Here is a 17,829-nt window from a genome sequence, read left to right as displayed (position 1 = left end):
TATGAAACATATATTCACAACCCTGTTTGCCTGCGCAGCCCTAATGGCTTGCAGCGACAATGAATACACCAGCAACGACCCCACAGCAGCTCCCGATGCTCCTGCTGTGTATAATGTAGATGATTTGAAACTCAACTACTCCATGTTCTTTAAACCATCCAATGGATGGACAGGCGACCCAATGCCCTATTTTGAGAATGGTAAGTTTCATGTATTCTATTTGCAGGATGCGCGCGATGGAGCCCCAACGTTTCACCCTATATACGGTGCTACAACTACCAATTTCCTTTCTTACGAAGACAATGGTGAAATGATTGCCTGTGGCGAAGACAATAGTCGTGAAGATGCACTCGGAACCGGTTCCGTCTTTAAAGAAGGCGACACCTATTATTTCTTCTATACAGCCCACAATGCCAATCTGGACCCAAAGGAAGAAATATTCCTCGCTACATCTAAAGATCTGAAAAACTGGGAGAAGAAAGGATATGTTCAAAACGGTTGGGGCGATGGCTACGACCGCAACGACTTTCGCGATCCTTTTATCATCAAAAACGAAGACGGAACATATACCATGCTTGTTACCACCCGTGCCGACTATAAAGGTTCGTGGCGTGCGGTACTGTCGCAGTTTACCTCGGACAAGCTAACAGAAGGTTGGACCCGCCGGGAACCTTTCTATGACAGTGAAATTACCACAAACCTTGAGTGTCCCGATGTATTTGTAATGGGAGGATACCAATACCTTATCTTCTCCGAACAGAACGACCGCCGCGGAGTACATTACGTATATCGCCCTGTAGGCACTACCGATTGGACCGTACCTGCCAATAACTTCCTGGATGGTTATGCTTACTATGCTGCCAAAACCGCTTCCGACGGAACAAACCGTTATCTGTTTGGATGGTGTCCCACTCGCGATGATGCTTCGGATTACAATAATTATAGTTGGGCAGGTGCTTTAGTAGTTCATCAACTTGGGCAGAAAACTAACGGTGAACTTACGCTAAGTATTCCATCACCTGTAAATCAGGCACTTAGCAATAAGGTAAGTTCAAATAGCTATTCATTAAAAGCTACTGATGAAAAAGCTGTTGTTGTATTCCCCCGTTTCGAAAAAGAGGCAGTCAATAAAATATCGGCTACCGTAAAAGCCAACTCGGCTAAACGCTTTGGCTTAGAATTCGGAGCCGGTGGTAGTCGCAAATATGTGTACGATCTTGTTCTTGATACCGAAGCCGGAAAGATAAAACTCGACTATGTAGTGAATGGCAAAACCGAACGCACATTTACCGAAGCCCGTTTGCCCGAGGCTGTAAACGGTGAATATCGGCTAACCGTTGTAGTAGAGAATTCGGTATGTGTTGCTTATGTGAATAACGAAGTGGCACTGACAAACCGTATTTATCAGATGACGCAGAACCCCTGGGCCGTGTTTGCCGAGGATGGGGAGGCAGATTTTACGGTAGAGCTTTATAGATAAGAATACAAACATTAGAGTAATGGAAATGAAAGTACAGACTTTTACAAATCAAAGACTGTACTTTCATTTTTAATTTTCCGGAATTTTACTTTTGGGAGATGTGCGTCTTATAAATTAATTATATTTGCATCTATAATACTATGCAAATTATGTCCAGAAATCTAATACTGATAGTTACGTTAATTTTATTCCTATGTTCCTGTGGTAGCGATACCCCCCGATACAAAATAGGCGTTTCGCAATGCAGCGAAGATGAATGGCGAAATCAGGTAAACCAGGAAATCCTGCGCGAAGCCATGTTTTATGATGGCGTAGAAGTAGAGATACGCACCGTAAAAGACGATACCGAAAAGCAAAAGCAAGATATCCGTTACTTTATAGATAAAGGAGTCGATTTAATAGTACTTGCTCCCAACGAGGCTGCTCCTATGACTGCTATTGTAGAAGAAGCATTCGATAAAGGCATTGCCATCATTGTATTCGACCGCATGATCCTATCCGACAAATACACCGCATGGGTAGGAGCCGACAATTACGAAATAGGCAAAAGCGTAGGAAACTACATCGCTTCCATGCTCAAGGGCAAAGGCACCGTTGCCGAACTGGCCGGGCTGACAGGCTCAACTCCTGCCTTAGACCGTCATCAAGGGTTTATGAGCGCTATCAGTCATTATCCCGACATCAAACTTCTATGTAAAGAAGATGCCGGCTGGCTTCGCGAAGAAGCCGAAATAAAGATGGACACCATCCTGTCTCGTTTCAATCAAATAGATGTACTGTATGCACAAAACGATCGCATGGCTTCCGGAGCCTATCAAACAGCATTGAAGCGCGGCAGGCACAGCGACATAAACTTTATAGGCATAGATGCCACCTCCGGCGAAGGATACGGAGTCGACATGGTAGAGAAAGGTGTTCTGGATGCCACCTTCATTTATCCCACAGGTGGCGACAAAATTATTCAGATTGCCATGGATATACTGGAAGGCCGCGAGTATACACGCGAAACCCTTCTGACTACCGCCGTAGTTGATGCTACCAATGCCCATGTAATGACACTGCAAACCAATCAGATATCCGAACTGGATAATAAAATAAAAACCCTCAATGACAAAATTGATGTATATCTTTACCAATTTGCCACTCAACAAGTAGTACTTTATGGTAGTTTGATAATCTTATTATTAGTTGCAGGTTTATTGATAGTTGTGTACAGTTCGCTCCGTTCTAAAAACCGCTTGAACAAAGAGTTGTCCAAGCAAAAAGAACAATTGGAGCAGCAGCGCGATCAACTGATCGAACTTTCTCGTCAACTGGAAGAGGCTACACATGCCAAACTGGTGTTCTTTACCAATATCTCACATGACTTTCGAACTCCGCTTACTCTGGTAGCCGACCCTGTAGAACATCTGCTGACAGATAAATCTCTCTCTCAGGAACAATCACAACTTCTCCGGATGGTGAAAAGAAATGTCGATATCCTTCTGCGGCTTGTAAACCAGATACTCGACTTCCGTAAATACGAAAACGGAAAACTCGAATTTAATCCTGTTAAGTTGGAATTATCAGAATCTTTGCAAGGATGGAATGGCGCATTTCTGGCAGCAGCCCGCAAAAAGCACATTCACTTCTCTTTCGATTTTACTCCGGATACGCAATTTTATATGGAAGCCGATATGGAGAAGATGGAGCGAATTTACTACAATCTCTTATCCAATGCCTTTAAATTCACTCCCGAGAATGGAAAAATATCCGTTCGCCTCAATGATATTATACAAGCAGATGGTCGTCGTGTTTACCAATTAATAGTAGCCAATACCGGAAGTCTTATTTCATCCGAACACATTAAAAGCATCTTCGATCGGTTTTATAAAATAGATATGCACCATTCCGGTTCCGGTATAGGTCTGGCTCTTGTAAAAGCCTTTGTCGAACTGCATGAAGGAACCATATCCGTACAGAGCGACGAACGCATGGGAACAGTCTTTACTGTGGAATTTCCTGTTAATACAGAATATCTCACAGAAACAGAAACACGATCCTTCTCTTCTTTACCCGAGCTTTTGATAGAAGAAAATAGCGAAGAAGAAACTTACGATCCCTCCAAACCCACCATTCTGGTTATTGATGATAATGCCGACATCCGCATTTATATCCACAGTTTGTTACAGACAGAATACTCCGTTATTGAAGCTGCCAATGGTTCAGAGGGTATCCGCAAAGCCATGAAATACGTGCCCGATGTTATCATCTCCGATGTAATGATGCCCGGAATGGATGGCATAGAATGTTGCCGTCGCCTAAAAAGCGAATTGCAAACCTGTCACATCCCTGTAATCCTGCTTACTGCCTGTTCCCTCGACGAGCAACGCATCAAAGGTTATGATGGCGGAGCAGACTCTTATATCTCCAAACCTTTTAACTCACAGGTGCTTCAATCGCGTATTCGCAACCTGATAGACTCTGCCCATCGCATTAAGCGCGCATTCAGCGACAACGAGATCATAACCCGCGAAAACGTATGCGATATGGACAAAGAGTTTGTCGATAAATTCAAAACCCTGATCGAAGAACAAATGAGCGATACAGCTCTGAATGTAGAGGATATCGGCAAACAAATGGGCTTGAGCCGGGTGCAACTATATCGGAAAATTAAATCGCTAACCAATTATGCTCCCAACGAGCTGCTTCGGATGACACGTTTAAAGAAGGCTGCATCTTTGTTGGCTTCTACAGAATTAACCATTGCCGAGATTTGTTATGAAGTTGGGTTTACTTCGCCTTCCTATTTCTCAAAGTGTTATAAAGAGCAGTATGGCGAGAGTCCGTCGGAGGGAGTAAGGAAGAGGAAGGGGTGAATAAAGAAATATCCTTAAAGTTTAAATAGAATGTTTACTATAACTGTATCAAACGAAATAAAAGAAGTTTGCCCTCAATTTGTGGGAGCTGCTGTATATGCCTCAGTAAAGAATACGTCTTTTAATGAAAAAATGTGGGAAGAGATTGATGCTTTTACCAAAGAACTATTGGCATCCACTCAGATAGAAGACATCAAAAAACAAGCAGCCATTGCTGCCACACGAGAAGTCTATAAGAAATGTGGTAAAGATCCCAATCGGTACAGACCATCTGCCGAAGCATTGCGAAGAAGGTTAGTACGTAATATTCCTCTTTATCAAATAGATACATTGGTTGATTTAATAAACCTTGTCTCTCTGCGAACAGGCTATTCCATTGGTGGATTCGATGCAGATAAAATTCAAGGAACCTCCTTGGAACTTGGGGTAGGGAAAGCTGGTGAATCCTTTGAGGCAATCGGTCGCGGCATACTAAATATTGAAGGGCTGCCCGTATACAGAGATCAGATCGGAGGAATCGGCACTCCAACCAGTGATGAAGAACGCACAAAGATGAGGCTCGAAACTACTCATATATTAGCAATCGTCAACGGATACAGTGGAAATACAGGAATAAAGGAAGCTGCTGAAATGATTCAACACTTATTAATACAATATGCTGAATCGGATGGTGGAACCGTTACTTACTTTTAGTCTATAAATTCCAAACATGCAGAAATCACATATAGAGCAAGAAAAGCGAACAGTAGAAATTATGATTAGATTATACTGTAGAAAGAAAGAGAAGAATCCGGAGCTATGCGATTCTTGTAAGGAGTTGCTTGCTTATGCATATACCCGTTTAGATAGATGTCCGTTTGGCGAAGAAAAAACAAGCTGTAAGAATTGCACGGTACATTGCTATAAACCGGTCATGCGCGAGAAAATGAGAGTCGTGATGAGGTACTCAGGGCCAAGAATGCTGCTTTATCATCCTAAGGAGGCGATATTGCATTTAATTAGGAAGTAGTTTTGATTTTTTGTTTGCGATGAAGTTGTGCGTACATTCAAAATTTGAAGAATCATTTTCAGCGTTCAGAGTGATTTTTTTGATCAAAAAGTGTCACAAGTGTCACAATCGTTCTAACAGGTTGATTTACAGGATTAAATAGAGGGTGACACTTTTCTAAAAAGCATCACGGAAGTGTCACAAGTGTCACACTTGAAAAATGGCATATTGTCTTGAATTCGGATATAGTTTTAAACTTCTTTCTCCACCCGGGTGGAGACGTCTTCCACACCTGGGTGTAAGTGAATTATACACCCGGATGGAGAAGAGTGCTCCACCCGGGTGTGGAAAAATTTTTCAAATAGTTAGTAAAAACTATGAGACCAATCTCATAAGGTTTAAACGGTTTTTAAGTGTATGTATAAAACATTTTGATAAATTGAAATTAAAGACTATCTTTGCATAAAGATTGCGAGAATTTATGAGGAATAAGTTCACTTTTTGTCCCTCACCTTTAAATGAGTCTTTGTAATCTTTTGATTTCTAATCAGTTAGAATGATCTGGGCTAGACTGGATTTGACAGCGGGTAGAAATGGTATGTAAGCATGCAGTGCGTCAGTGATTGGCACTTTAATCTCAGTTACTAAAATTTTATCTGGCGAAAATAACTACGCTCTTGCTGCTTAATCGAATCACAGTAGATTAACTTAATCCCGATACAAGGTGTTGGGACGAGACATCACTCGGAAGCTCTGGCTTCGAAGTATTCCGGCTCAGTGGTGCAGTTAAATCGGAGATAGTTTGCAATGGCCTCGAATTGCAAATGAAACTTTAGAGGATAAGGTATAAGTTGATGGCTTTGGTTCTGCTTATACACGAAAATTTAGACAAAGATAAGCATGTAGAAAGCTTATGGTTTCCTCGTTTGGACGAGGGTTCGATTCCCTCCTGGTCCACAAAAGCGCACTTAAATGGTGCGCTTTTTTTAGATTAAGTTCACAAGTATTGTGGGTGTGTTATAGTAACGATGCACAAAGACTTCGTATTTTTTCCAGTTTCTGCGATAGGTTACTATCTTTTCGAGCAGTTTGTGTATTATATCGTGTCTGCATATTGATAAATAGGTCAGCTTCAATATTGAGGGCAGCCTCAACACGTAGGCTGAAATCTACCGACATAGGGCGTTTCCCATTCAGTATCTCATTCAATGCAGTATAGGGCACATCTACCACTTCTGCAAATCGCTTTTGTGATATTCCTCGCTCATGCAATTCGTCTTTGAGTAATTCCCCTGGGTGTGTAGGTTCAAAGGGTATTATGTTGTTTGCTATCCTTTTAGGATCTATGCCATTAAGTGTAATCATATCATTTCATTTGTAGTGGTTTGACAATTCTAAGATGTTGCACACGGTAATAACAGGTTCCATATCTTCGCTGCTAACAGTAAACTCTATCCGATATTGGTTGTTTACCCTTATAGAGGAAATGCCAGCCTTATTACCTTTGAGAACTTCATAGCGTAGGGAGTTGATGCGGTACAGTAATTCAACCGACGGAGCAGCTACAAGTGTATCAATACAAAATCGATACTTGCGAACTATTTCCGGTTGGTATCGGTGCTTCTTGTCGCTGCATTTCCCGAACTCATATAGTTCCAACAAATAATCTTCCTCAAAAGTTACTACCATTGTTTATCATCTTTTAGTGATACAAATATAATACTTATTTTAATGAATTCACAAAAAGAGTGAATATTGTTTTGTGCCTTGTCTGTATGAAACGTTATAGGAAATTTCTCTCTTTCAATATTACGAACTCTTTAGGTACTCTATATTTGTACTATATGGTATCAAGTATTGCGATTAGATTTGCATAAAACACCCTAATATTCCTTGAATAATGATATTGTCTATTTTTCGGTTGCATAAAACCCGATAGAGCTTTAACTTTGCAATGGAACTAACATAAGCGAGATGGAAACGGAAAGAGATATATTTTACAAAGCATTTCTTGAAAGAGACAGCTCTTTTGAAGGTGTATTTATAGTTGGAGTGAAAACAACGGGTATATTTTGCCGTCCCACTTGTCCCGCTAAGCCCAAGTTGGAAAACTGTGAGTTTTTTCCTTCTGCAAGCGAAGCTATGCTTAATGGTTATCGGCCATGTAAAGTCTGCAAACCATTGGAAAAACAAGGAAATTTGCCCGATGGAATTAAGAAGTTGCTGAAATACATGGAGGAGAACCCTTCGGTTAAGATAAAAGATTCCGATTTGCTGGAATTGAATTTAGAACCAAATCAAGTGCGTCGGTGGTTTCTGAAAAACTACAAACAAACCTTTCATGCCTATCAGAGAATGTATCGGGCGAATAATGCCTTTCAACGCATACAATCGGAACAAAATGTAATGGATGTAGCGCATGATTCGGGTTACAATTCGTTGAGTGGTTTTAATAGCATGTTCAAAAGTGTTATAGGTGCTTCTCCGCAGAAAAGCAAGAATACACAAATTGTTAATATTGCATATATTGAAACAGATTTGGGGCTGATGATTGCTGCCGCAACGAGTAAAGGTATTTGCATGTTTGAGTTTGCAGATTATAAATTGATTGATTTGGAGTTCCGGCAATTAAGTGAAACATTTAAAGCTCCACTTGTACAGGGCGAAAATCCGCACTTTGATACACTTCGAAAACAATTGGATGAGTACTTCAAAGGTGAACGCAAAGTCTTCGATATTCCACTGGATTTAGCAGGTACGGAATTTCAGAAAAAAGTGTGGCTTAGCTTGCTGCAGATACCATACGGCTGCACAACAACTTATGGAAAGCAGGCCGAACTTTTGGGTATGGCTTCTGCTGTAAGGGCTGTTGCCAATGCGAACGGGAAGAATAAAATTTCCATTATACTGCCTTGCCACAGGGTGATTGGAGCCGATGGTTCTCTTACAGGTTATGGAGGGGGAATGTGGAGGAAAAAGAAATTGTTGGAGTTTGAAAGAGGAATATCTCAATAATATGTACCTTTGCACGAAATTTGTGTAAAGACACGTTATGATTGATACTACTGTATTTCAAAATAAAACTGCTGTATATTATACATTAGGTTGTAAACTGAATTTTTCCGAAACCTCTACTATTGGTAAATTACTGACTGATGTTGGAGTTCGTACTGCCCGGAAAGGCGAAAAAGCCGATATTTGTGTTATAAATACTTGTTCTGTAACAGAGATGGCCGACAAAAAATGCCGTCAAGCAATTCATCGGATGATTAAACAGCATCCGGATGCATTTGTAATTGTAACAGGATGTTATGCTCAACTGAAACCGGATCAAATAGTTCAAATAGAAGGAGTCGATCTTGTACTTGGCGCTGAACAGAAAAAAGATATTTTTAAGTATTTGGGTAATTTGCATAAGAACGAAACAGGAGAAGCATATACCACTACCACTAAAGATATAACATCATTTGTGCCTTCTTGTTCGCAAGGCGACCGTACACGTTACTTCTTGAAGGTGCAAGATGGGTGTGATTATTACTGCTCTTATTGTACAATTCCTTTTGCCCGCGGAAGAAGCCGCAACGGAACTATTGAGTCATTGGTGAAACAAGTAGAGAAAGTTGCAGACGAAGGAGGCAAAGAAATCGTATTGACAGGAGTTAATATAGGTGACTTTGGACGGAGTACAGGAGAGAGTTTCCTTGATTTGATTAAAGCATTGGATCAGGTAGAGGGAATTGAACGTTATCGTATTTCTTCTATCGAGCCCAATTTGCTTACGGATGAGATCATTGAATTTGTGGCTTGTTCAAAGCGTTTTATGCCTCATTTTCATATTCCTTTGCAGAGTGGGTGCGATGAAGTATTGAAACTAATGCGCCGCAGGTATGATACTGCATTGTTTGCGCAGAAAATCAAGAAAATTAAAGAAATTATGCCTCATGCATTTATTGGAGTAGATGTAATTGTTGGTACAAGAGGTGAGACAGAAGAATACTTTAATCGCGCTTACGATTTTATTGCTTCTTTAGATATTACACAGCTTCATGTTTTCAGTTATTCCGAGCGTGCCGGAACTCAAGCCCTGAAGATAGATTATGTGGTGTCTCCTCAGGAAAAGCGAGAGAGAAGTCAAAAGTTGTTAAACTTATCAGATTCGAAAACAAAAGAGTTTTATAAACGTTATATAGGCGACACAGTGAAAGCATTAATGGAAAAGTCTAAAAGTGGTGCGCCTATGCACGGTTTTACGGAAAACTATATACGTGTGGAACTGGAAAATGATAAAACACTTGATAATAAGATGGTAACTCTATGCCTACAAGGATTCAATCATGATGAAACTGCACTCCGGGGAACTATCTTGCAAAACGATAAATAATACAATGGATAAGGTAGCAGTAGTCATTTTAAATTGGAACGGAATGGAAATGTTACATACGTTTCTTCCTTCTGTAGTGAAGTATTCCGATATGGAGGGCGTAACAGTTTATTTGGCAGATAATGCTTCTACAGATGCTTCTGTTTCTATGGTTCGTACGGCATTCCCTTCTGTTCGAATAATTGCACTTGATGAAAATTATGGCTATGCTGATGGATATAATATTGCTTTAAACCGAATACAAGCAGAATATGCCATATTGCTTAACTCGGATGTAGAAGTAACTGAAAATTGGCTTCAACCAATGATTGAGTATATGGACGAACATCCTATAGCTGCTGCTTGTCAGCCTAAAATACGTAGTTGGCGCAATAAAGATAGCTTTGAATATGCCGGAGCTTGTGGCGGATTTCTCGATAAATATGGTTATCCCTTTTGTCGGGGACGAGTGATGAATACTGTAGAAAAAGACAATGGTCAATATGATTCGGTTATTCCTGTGTTTTGGGCAACGGGAGCATCCCTCATGGTTCGTTTGTTAGAGTATCATGAAGCTGGTGGATTAGATGGGCGTTTTTTTGCACACATGGAAGAAATCGACCTCTGCTGGAGATTTCGTTCGCGTGGTTTGGAAGTGGCGTGTATTCCTGAAAGTGTAGTATACCATGTAGGAGCCGGCACATTGAAAAAAGAGAATCCACAAAAAACGTATCTCAACTTTCGTAATAATCTTGTAATGTTATATAAGAATCTTCCTGCTAATGAATTGTCAAGAGTTATGCTGGTAAGGCGTTGGCTCGATTATATTGCAGGTCTTTCTTTTTTGTTGAAAGGACAAATAGAGAATGCAAAAGCAGTGTTTAAAGCTATCTCCGATTTTAATGTGGCACGACAAAGTTTTTCTTCGGCAAGGGTTGAAAACCTGGAAAAAACAATTGTAGATTCTGTTTGGGGAAAGGTGGATTTTAGTATATTGCTGAAGTATTATATAAGGAGAAAGAAATATTTCTCGCAATTAAGAATAAATACTGACGAAAGATGAAGAATTTAGTAAGAAAGATAGGGTTGGTGGCACATGATGCCATGAAGAAAGACCTGATAGAATGGGTTGTTTGGAATTCTGAATTATTGATGGGGCATAAATTCTATTGTACCGGAACTACAGGAAGTCTTATTCTTGCTGCTTTGAAAGAAAAGCATCCTGAAGTAACATGGAATTTCACCATATTCCGATCAGGACCATTGGGCGGTGATCAACAAATGGGTTCTCGTATAGTAGATGGAGAAATAGATTATCTATTCTTTTTTACTGATCCCATGACCTTACAGCCTCATGATACGGATGTTAAAGCGTTGACACGTTTGGCCAGTGTGGAGAATATTGTATTTTGCTGTAATCGCTCTACGGCAGATCATATTATATCAAGTCCTTTATTTTTAGATCCGGAATATAAACCTATCCGACCGGATTATTCGAACTATACTAAACGTTTTGAAAACAAACCGGTGGTACAGGAAGCTGTAGAATCTGTGAAGAAGAGAAAAAAGAAGCATGTAGAATAAAAAAGAAAAAGACAACTAACAAAGAAGTTGTCTTTTTTTGCTTTTTTCCTATGAATATACTTGTTTCATTGAATGATAAATATTATTTTTGTGTCGTGAACAGTAAAAGATGGTAGATTTTGTACTGTTTACAGATTTTGTCGTGTTTTATTTTGTGTTTGTGTTGTGAGGTCGTCTGCCTGTGAGGGTCGGCGATTTTTTTTTAGAAACGGTTTATATCCACCACCCTTTCCGGCCCATAATCATTCAGCAGATGCTTGGCAAAGTGAAACCATAATTTCTTTTCGAAGAAGTCTTCTGGTATGCCGCTGTAAGCATGCCGGGTGCCGGGTAAAATTACGAAGTCGAAGTTTTTGCCGGCCTTTATCAAAGCATTAGCCAGGCGAATGGTATGTGCCGGATGAACGTTCTCGTCCATATCTCCTGTGACAAGCATTAAATGACCTTTCAGGTTACCTGCCAACTCGCTTGTGGTGGCAACTTTAAGTTCGAATTTTGTTTCCCTTTCAATAATGATAGTATCTTTTCCGGTTTCAGGATCTTTCTTTCTCTTTTTAATATCCTTTTGAATCTCTTGTATTCCTTGGTAGGTTTCAACAAATGGTTTATTATAGATTGTATTATCATAGTTGCCCGAAGCTGCTACAGCCGCTTTATAAAAGTCGGGGTAGGTGAGGAGAGCGGTTGCTGCCATCATTCCTCCTCCCGAATGACCAAAGATTCCTACGCGCGAAAGGTCAATAAACGGATATTTCTCTGCCAATTGTTCCAATCCGTATTTATCATCAGCTAAAGGATAATCTCGTAGGTTGCCGTATCCAAAGGCATGGTAAGCTTTGTTTCTTAAAGGGCTCCCACCACGATGACCGAAGTTAACCACAATAAATCCTACTTGTGCCAACGCAGTATTGTATCTTGCAGAAATACTAAATTCAAGAGATAACAATTCGGTTTGCGGACCGGGATACACATACGAAATCACCGGATATTTTTTAGCCGGATCGAAATTGAACGGTTTCCACATATATCCGTAAAGAAGAGTTGAATCATCCGCTGCTTTTACAACAATAGGTTCGGGCATTTGCCATCCTGTGGCATAAAGTGCACTTAAATCGGGCTTGGCTAATTCTAAGATTTCTTTACCTTCGATGTTTCTGACTACATGGCGTGGTTCCAGATCGGCTCGCGAATAGCTGTCGATAATGAACGATTTACTTGGAGTGAGCCTCACATTATGAGTTGCTTCTTCGGGAGTGAGTATCTTAACTTTTCCTTTACCATCTATGGATGCTTTGTTTAAACGAGCATAGTAGGGAGATTCTCCGGCTACTTGTCCGTATGCCTGAAAGTAAATAACTCGTTTCTTCTCATCGGTTTCTATTATTTTTCCGGCTGTCCAGTTTCCCGAAGTAATGGTGTTTAGCAGGTTTCCATCGGTATCGTAGTGGTAATAATGCCCTCTACCACTTCTTTCCGACCAGAAAATAATTTCTTTCGCATCATTGATAATCTCAATATGAAAAAGTTCATCGGCAAGATATGGGCTCGACTTTTCGGAGATAAGAATCTTTACTTCGCCCGTGCAGAGATCTACCTTGCATACCTCCATTTCATCGTTTGTTCTTTTCTTACGCCAGAAAAATATCTGATCTTCCCATTGGCTTTCTTTACCGGTACTGTTTATTAGTTTCACACTTTGGTCTTTCCATTTGCTGATGTTTACTTGCCGCGCTGTGAGGCTATCGGTATTGAATATCCAAAGTTCAAACTGAATTACGTCGGGAGCACCTGCCAGAGATGTTTTAATATCTTTTGTTTTGGTAGGATCTCCCAGCATATTTATGGTGGGGATGTATGTTACTTTTCTGACATCTTCTTTTAACTGAAAAAAATACTTGGAATCAGAACTCCAATGAATAAGAGGAGGGGTGCGATAAGGGTTATCATCTGCCCTCATTCCCATAAATATCTCTCCACCTGTATACGAATAATATTTTTCTCCATCATTTGTGAGTTGTGTTGTGGTGGCTTTTTTTGTATTGGTAATATACATATTATAGTTCTCGGCATACACTACGTAGGTGCTGTCGGGAGAATAACTGCCAAATATATTGCTTTTAGGAACAGAGCGTTGAGAATGTTTTTTCTCTTGTTTTTGAAGATTTTGGGTATGTATGTTAAATTCAAACTCAGTACCTTTGTATTGAAAATACAGGATGCTATCATTAATATCATCATAAAAGAATTTTGTACTGAACTCAGATTCAATTATTTTGGTTCCTGTAAGTGTTGAGAGTCCTTCACAAAATATCTTCTTATCCAGTAGCTTACGGTGTATTTTAGCTTTAGGATCAGCATAAAAATACTCTTCTCCGGTTGGTGTTTGAAAGGCATACCAGAATTTATCTGTGTTTTTGAAGAAGTAAGGTTTAATACTGAGCGTTCCTTCTAAGTGCTTCACTTTATTCTTCATGAACTTTTCTGCGGTTTGGAAGTCGCCCTTCTGTGCATGGCTGCCGCTGTATACAAATAGGCAAATAATGAGTCCGAATAAATATTTCATGATATCCTCCTGTGTTTTAAATATTCAAAGAGGGTGCGTTACACACCCTCTCTTGGTTCTTGCTTACTATTCTTTATTGTATTTTTCGAGAATAGCTGTTATCTTTTCTATTTCGCTTGGGCGCGGAGCGCTTGAGCTGATAATTTTAAAGTCCTCATCAATGAGCAGGAATTTGGGTATTCCGGGCACATTCCAATTGTTTCTTAAGTCGGGATCGGTAGATAGCAGTTCTATCACATTGGCGTGATCTTCGTTTTTCACATACCCTTCCCAAGCTTTTTTATCTTCATCAATAGAGATTGCTATAAATTGAATGTTCTTATACTCCTCACTCAATTTCTTATAGTGCGGAGTTTGCATACGGCATGGTCCGCACCATGTAGCCCATAGATCCACATAGATGGTTTTTCCTTTAAAATCGCTTAACATTTTCTCGTTTCCGTCTATATCCGTTAATTTAATATCCGGTGCAGGTTGTCCCTCCATTAAGCGTGTCACGGAATTTAGTCTGTTGAGATAGCGTGTTTTAAAATCATCGTAGGTGATGTTATCTCCATAGGCTTGCAATTCGCTGACAATTTCGGGAGTAAGCTCTTTTTTCATCCGATCCATTTGGTTAGATACCTCGATCAGCTTTTTGAATCTATCAGACTGATTGACAGTAAATACATCCATCTTGCTTGCACGATAAAGAACAAGGCGAACTACTTCTACTTCCAGGTATCGGTCGTCGGAGGCAATATCTTCCAAAATGGGCTGAACATACTGTTTTATGTTTTCGAAGTACTCGTCCGTTTGGGCCTTGTATTCTTCCGATGACAGAGTGAACTCCTGCAACTTATAGAGTTTATAAGAAGGATAATAGAGGAAACTATTAACGTAATCGGCTATAATTCGTTTGCTTTCCAATTCTTTAAACTCTTGGCTGACGTTTGTTACAGCAGCAAGTTCTTCTTTGCGCACAGTTACAAAGCTGTCGAGCGTGTTTAGCATTTCCTTCATATCCAGTTTTAGATTTTTCCCTGCATCCAAGTAAGATCCTCCTTTGGGGAAAATCCGTTTTTTAAGATACGTATTTGCATCAACACCTTTGCTTCCGGTTATGCTACTTTGGGCAGGATCTTCTTCTACTATAATGTGTATACTATCGCCCGGAGTCAGGTAAAGCTGGTTTCTGTAAATTGAAAAGTAAGTAGGCTTATCTATTTCAATTGTAAGATCGAAGTTCTTGTCGGAATCTTCGGCCAACTCATACGACCCCTCTTCGGATAAAAATGCTAATGATCCGGCATAAGATAGTTTAAGCGAACTGCTCTTGATGTTTTTAAATGATCCGCTTATCTTAACGGTTTTGCTTTCCTCTGCTTTGCCGCACGATATAATTATCAATGCGGCTAAAGCTAATAGTATCTGTTTCATCTATTCTTTTTTTGTTTTTATAAGAATATAATGTCTTTAATATCACCAAATTCTTTGTATACTTGAGCAGAGCCTTCTAAATCTCCGATATTTGAGAGGTTGAGAATAACTAAATCAGATTTGCCTCCTCCCATATCGTATACAATTGCCAAACTTCGGTATACTTCGTGTCCGTATGCCGAGTAGTCTAAGTTTGTAGCATCTGCGCTTACAGACTGATAATGAGCAAATTTCATCGCTTTCACAGTACCACCGGAGTGTTGATAAACAGAGGTGTGGTTGTTCTCCCCATCAACAGAGTAATTAAGCCGGTATATTATATTGCCGTCGCTAAAAAATAATAGTCCGTTATAGAAGCAACTTGAAGCAAACTTAGCATCATCCTTTAATATATTGGGTCTTACGATGGTATAATAGTTTTCCAACACTTTTTTAGGAGATGAAGTCGTCGCATTAATGGAATTCATATTTATTTCATATACGTATGATTTTTTCTCATCTTTATTATCATTAGCTAACACACAACATTTAATAACATTCTTGTTTATTCCGGATGTTACTTTATTAGGTTGATAACCTGCTCCGATAAACTTTACATCTTGATTAACCGGAATGGAGTTCAAATCAATTGGTTGATCTGCATCAATAGTACGTTTAGGTAGGTTCAGAAGACTTGCTTTGTTTTCGTCTAACTCATAAAAACTGTTAGGCCAGTAACTATAACCTCCTGTAGAATTACCCGACGCTTTGTTGCCATTATAGTAGTTATAATATAAAAGTCTTCTGGCCTTGCTATCATAAAACATAGAATAATATCCCAGTTTAATGGCATGAGTAAGATTAACCGTCTTTTCACCACTAAGCTGTTCTGTTTTTGCTTTATAAAGTCTTGAACCGGCTGTCATTCCTTGATATAACTGCCCATCATTCAAGCACAATACACCGTTGAAATCTCCCGAATACAGAGTGGTTTTTTCCACTTTGAAACCACTTTCATGATCATCATAGAGCATTCTGGATAATTTATCTTTCTGGCTGAGCTTTTCTGTTTGAAAATAGAGACCGGATTCATCTATGTTATTAGTTATTACCATGAAAGCGTTGTAGTAATTTATACCAACTCCAGTAGTACCATAATTTACGGTTAATCTACTATTCACACCTAAAAGAATAGGATCATTCTTTAACTTTTCGCCGGTATTGTTGAAATAAGCATCGTTTTCTGCAATGCCTACTCCATCCGTATATTCTATTGCACCTATTCTTGTTTCTCCCTCTTGTTTATGAAGCACCATCCAAGCTCCCATATAAGGCTTGGTTACTTTTACGCTTGTTTCGAAAAAGTAAGGAATGCCTGTTTCTTTATCGTAAATATTCAGACGAAGATAGTGGGTGAATTGTTTATCGGTAGCCTTAATTTCTAAGGCCACTGTATCGGCTAAACTTAATGTATCTCCATAGCCTGCTGCATGAACGGAAGAAGATGTAGAGTGTTTCCACATAAAAGTAAGATTCTCCTTTTTGTCTAACAGTGTTTGAGATATTTTAGGACGAATAACCAATTCGGTATCTTCTAAACGAACTTTGTATACTTCATCAAGTTCTACCAATATTTCGTTTACATCGTTGTAGGCATAGTTACTATTATCGTCGCTGCAAGATGCTAAAAGTAACAGACCTATTGAAAATATAAATATCTTTTTCATATTATACAAGTTTAAATTTCAGTCATACTATCCCAGAATGAAATCCATGTATTCGGTGTACTGGCAGTTTCATCATAATAGGGAGGATAATTATTTGGATCGGCCTCAGACTTTTTTTTGTATTCTTTCAAAGCTTCTAAAACTTTGATGAATTGTGGCGTCTTTTCTATTTGCCAAGTTTCCCAGTTTTCTTGTGTAGGAGGGGAGAGCTTAGAGAAATCTGTTACTCCGGTTACAGTCATAATAAAACGGGCTTTGGTATTACTCCAGTTTCCATAACCGGTATCATAGATTTTCCAGGTAGCAAGATAACCACTATAAGAATATACCCAAAGATTCGTATTCATCTTTACAAGATCCATGTTTACATAATCGGTGATGCGTATCTTATACTTACTTCGTTCGGTAACTCCGGGTTGGAGGTCCATTTTGTCGTAGTCGAATTGTAGATAGAAAACGGTTGCCGTATCTCGTTCAACAGTTGCTCTATCTATTTTTATTTCCAGTACATTCCGAAATTCTCCGGCTTTAACTTCATAGTCCGAAAAGGTAAGTACGGGTGTATTACCATATTCAATTTTACCGGCTTTCAGAGCTACCGGACGAGCATAATCGGGTGTAAACCCTTGTGTTTCTACCGGAATTTTAAGAATAGTGTCTTTCAACTCTTCTCCAAGTTTTGAAACTCCGAAATTAATATTGTAAACTAACTCATCGGGATATGGGTTGTTGCTTCCCGGTTTTTCTACCAGAAAGTTAATCCTCTCATCTGTTAAACTATACGTAGCAATATCTTGTTCGCTACAACTGTGGCCCAAAAAGAATCCCACAAAAAGTATAGAATATATTATATGCTTTTTCATTTTTATGT

14 protein-coding genes and 1 other RNA gene are annotated in these 17,829 nt (G+C 39.4%); 9 read left to right on the top strand and 6 right to left on the bottom strand.

Features of this window, described 5'->3' with window-relative positions; translation table 11 throughout:
* Window position 1: 1 nt before the first annotated feature.
* The 5 genes from D0T60_RS09125 (at window position 2) to ssrA (ending at window position 6,286) form a co-directional block, all read left to right on the top strand.
* Window positions 2-1,480, top strand: a complete 1,479-nt coding sequence (locus D0T60_RS09125) for a glycoside hydrolase family 32 protein (RefSeq protein ID WP_163217871.1) — start codon at window positions 2-4, stop codon at window positions 1,478-1,480.
* A gap of 149 nt (window positions 1,481-1,629) precedes the next feature.
* Entirely contained in the window at window positions 1,630-4,338 is a 2,709-nt protein-coding gene (locus D0T60_RS09120) for a substrate-binding domain-containing protein (RefSeq protein WP_239059529.1), read from the top strand.
* Window positions 4,339-4,368: 30 nt separating this feature from the next.
* Window positions 4,369-5,031: a B3/4 domain-containing protein gene (locus D0T60_RS09115; RefSeq protein ID WP_163217869.1), complete on the top strand. Its 663-nt coding sequence runs from the start codon at window positions 4,369-4,371 to the stop codon at window positions 5,029-5,031.
* Between the two features lie 16 nt (window positions 5,032-5,047).
* Complete coding sequence (locus D0T60_RS09110; protein ID WP_163217868.1) at window positions 5,048-5,347, top strand: nitrous oxide-stimulated promoter family protein; 300 nt, start codon at window positions 5,048-5,050, stop codon at window positions 5,345-5,347.
* 542 nt (window positions 5,348-5,889) lie between these two features.
* Window positions 5,890-6,286: a transfer-messenger RNA gene (ssrA, locus tag D0T60_RS09105) on the top strand.
* A gap of 57 nt (window positions 6,287-6,343) precedes the next feature.
* Here ssrA and D0T60_RS09100 read toward each other — a convergent pair.
* Together D0T60_RS09100 and D0T60_RS09095 are read right to left on the bottom strand one after the other, a co-directional pair.
* Window positions 6,344-6,691 (bottom strand): HigA family addiction module antitoxin, encoded by a 348-nt coding sequence (locus tag D0T60_RS09100; RefSeq protein WP_163217867.1) that lies wholly within the window; start codon window positions 6,689-6,691, stop codon window positions 6,344-6,346.
* A gap of 6 nt (window positions 6,692-6,697) precedes the next feature.
* Entirely contained in the window at window positions 6,698-7,015 is a 318-nt protein-coding gene (locus D0T60_RS09095; RefSeq protein WP_163217866.1) for a type II toxin-antitoxin system RelE/ParE family toxin, read from the bottom strand.
* 285 nt (window positions 7,016-7,300) lie between these two features.
* Here D0T60_RS09095 and D0T60_RS09090 point away from each other — a divergent pair, with 285 nt between their 5' ends.
* Genes D0T60_RS09090 through D0T60_RS09075 form a run of 4 tightly spaced genes read left to right on the top strand, consistent with a single transcriptional unit; the run spans window position 7,301 to window position 11,270 of the window.
* A complete protein-coding gene (locus tag D0T60_RS09090; protein WP_163217865.1) occupies window positions 7,301-8,341 on the top strand; it encodes a bifunctional transcriptional activator/DNA repair enzyme AdaA in 1,041 nt (346 codons plus the stop codon).
* A gap of 37 nt (window positions 8,342-8,378) precedes the next feature.
* Complete coding sequence (mtaB, locus tag D0T60_RS09085; protein ID WP_163217864.1) at window positions 8,379-9,707, top strand: tRNA (N(6)-L-threonylcarbamoyladenosine(37)-C(2))-methylthiotransferase MtaB; 1,329 nt, start codon at window positions 8,379-8,381, stop codon at window positions 9,705-9,707.
* Between the two features lie 4 nt (window positions 9,708-9,711).
* Window positions 9,712-10,749, top strand: coding sequence for a glycosyltransferase family 2 protein (locus tag D0T60_RS09080; RefSeq protein ID WP_163217863.1), 1,038 nt, complete (start codon window positions 9,712-9,714; stop codon window positions 10,747-10,749).
* The gene (locus D0T60_RS09075; protein WP_163217862.1) at window positions 10,746-11,270 is read left to right on the top strand and encodes a methylglyoxal synthase; all 525 of its coding nucleotides are present in this window, start codon (window positions 10,746-10,748) and stop codon (window positions 11,268-11,270) included. The genes D0T60_RS09080 and D0T60_RS09075 overlap by 4 nt, the downstream gene beginning before the upstream one ends.
* Before the next feature lie 202 nt (window positions 11,271-11,472).
* On the opposite strand, the gene D0T60_RS09070 is transcribed toward D0T60_RS09075, so the two are convergent.
* The 4 genes from D0T60_RS09070 to D0T60_RS09055 form a co-directional block, all read right to left on the bottom strand.
* A complete protein-coding gene (locus D0T60_RS09070) occupies window positions 11,473-13,833 on the bottom strand; it encodes a DPP IV N-terminal domain-containing protein (protein ID WP_203558310.1) in 2,361 nt (786 codons plus the stop codon).
* A 66-nt stretch (window positions 13,834-13,899) separates the two neighbouring features.
* Complete coding sequence (locus D0T60_RS09065; protein ID WP_163217861.1) at window positions 13,900-15,252, bottom strand: TlpA disulfide reductase family protein; 1,353 nt, start codon at window positions 15,250-15,252, stop codon at window positions 13,900-13,902.
* A gap of 17 nt (window positions 15,253-15,269) precedes the next feature.
* Entirely contained in the window at window positions 15,270-16,958 is a 1,689-nt protein-coding gene (locus tag D0T60_RS09060) for a PKD-like family lipoprotein (protein WP_163217860.1), read from the bottom strand.
* A gap of 11 nt (window positions 16,959-16,969) precedes the next feature.
* Window positions 16,970-17,821, bottom strand: a complete 852-nt coding sequence (locus tag D0T60_RS09055; RefSeq protein ID WP_163217859.1) for a hypothetical protein — start codon at window positions 17,819-17,821, stop codon at window positions 16,970-16,972.
* Window positions 17,822-17,829: the final 8 nt, after the last annotated feature.

The sequence above is a fragment of the Bacteroides sp. 224 genome (assembly GCF_010500995.1).
Lineage (GTDB): Bacteria > Bacteroidota > Bacteroidia > Bacteroidales > Bacteroidaceae > Bacteroides.
Note: the sequence above shows the minus strand (reverse complement) of the source record. Positions and strands in the feature narration are given on the sequence as shown.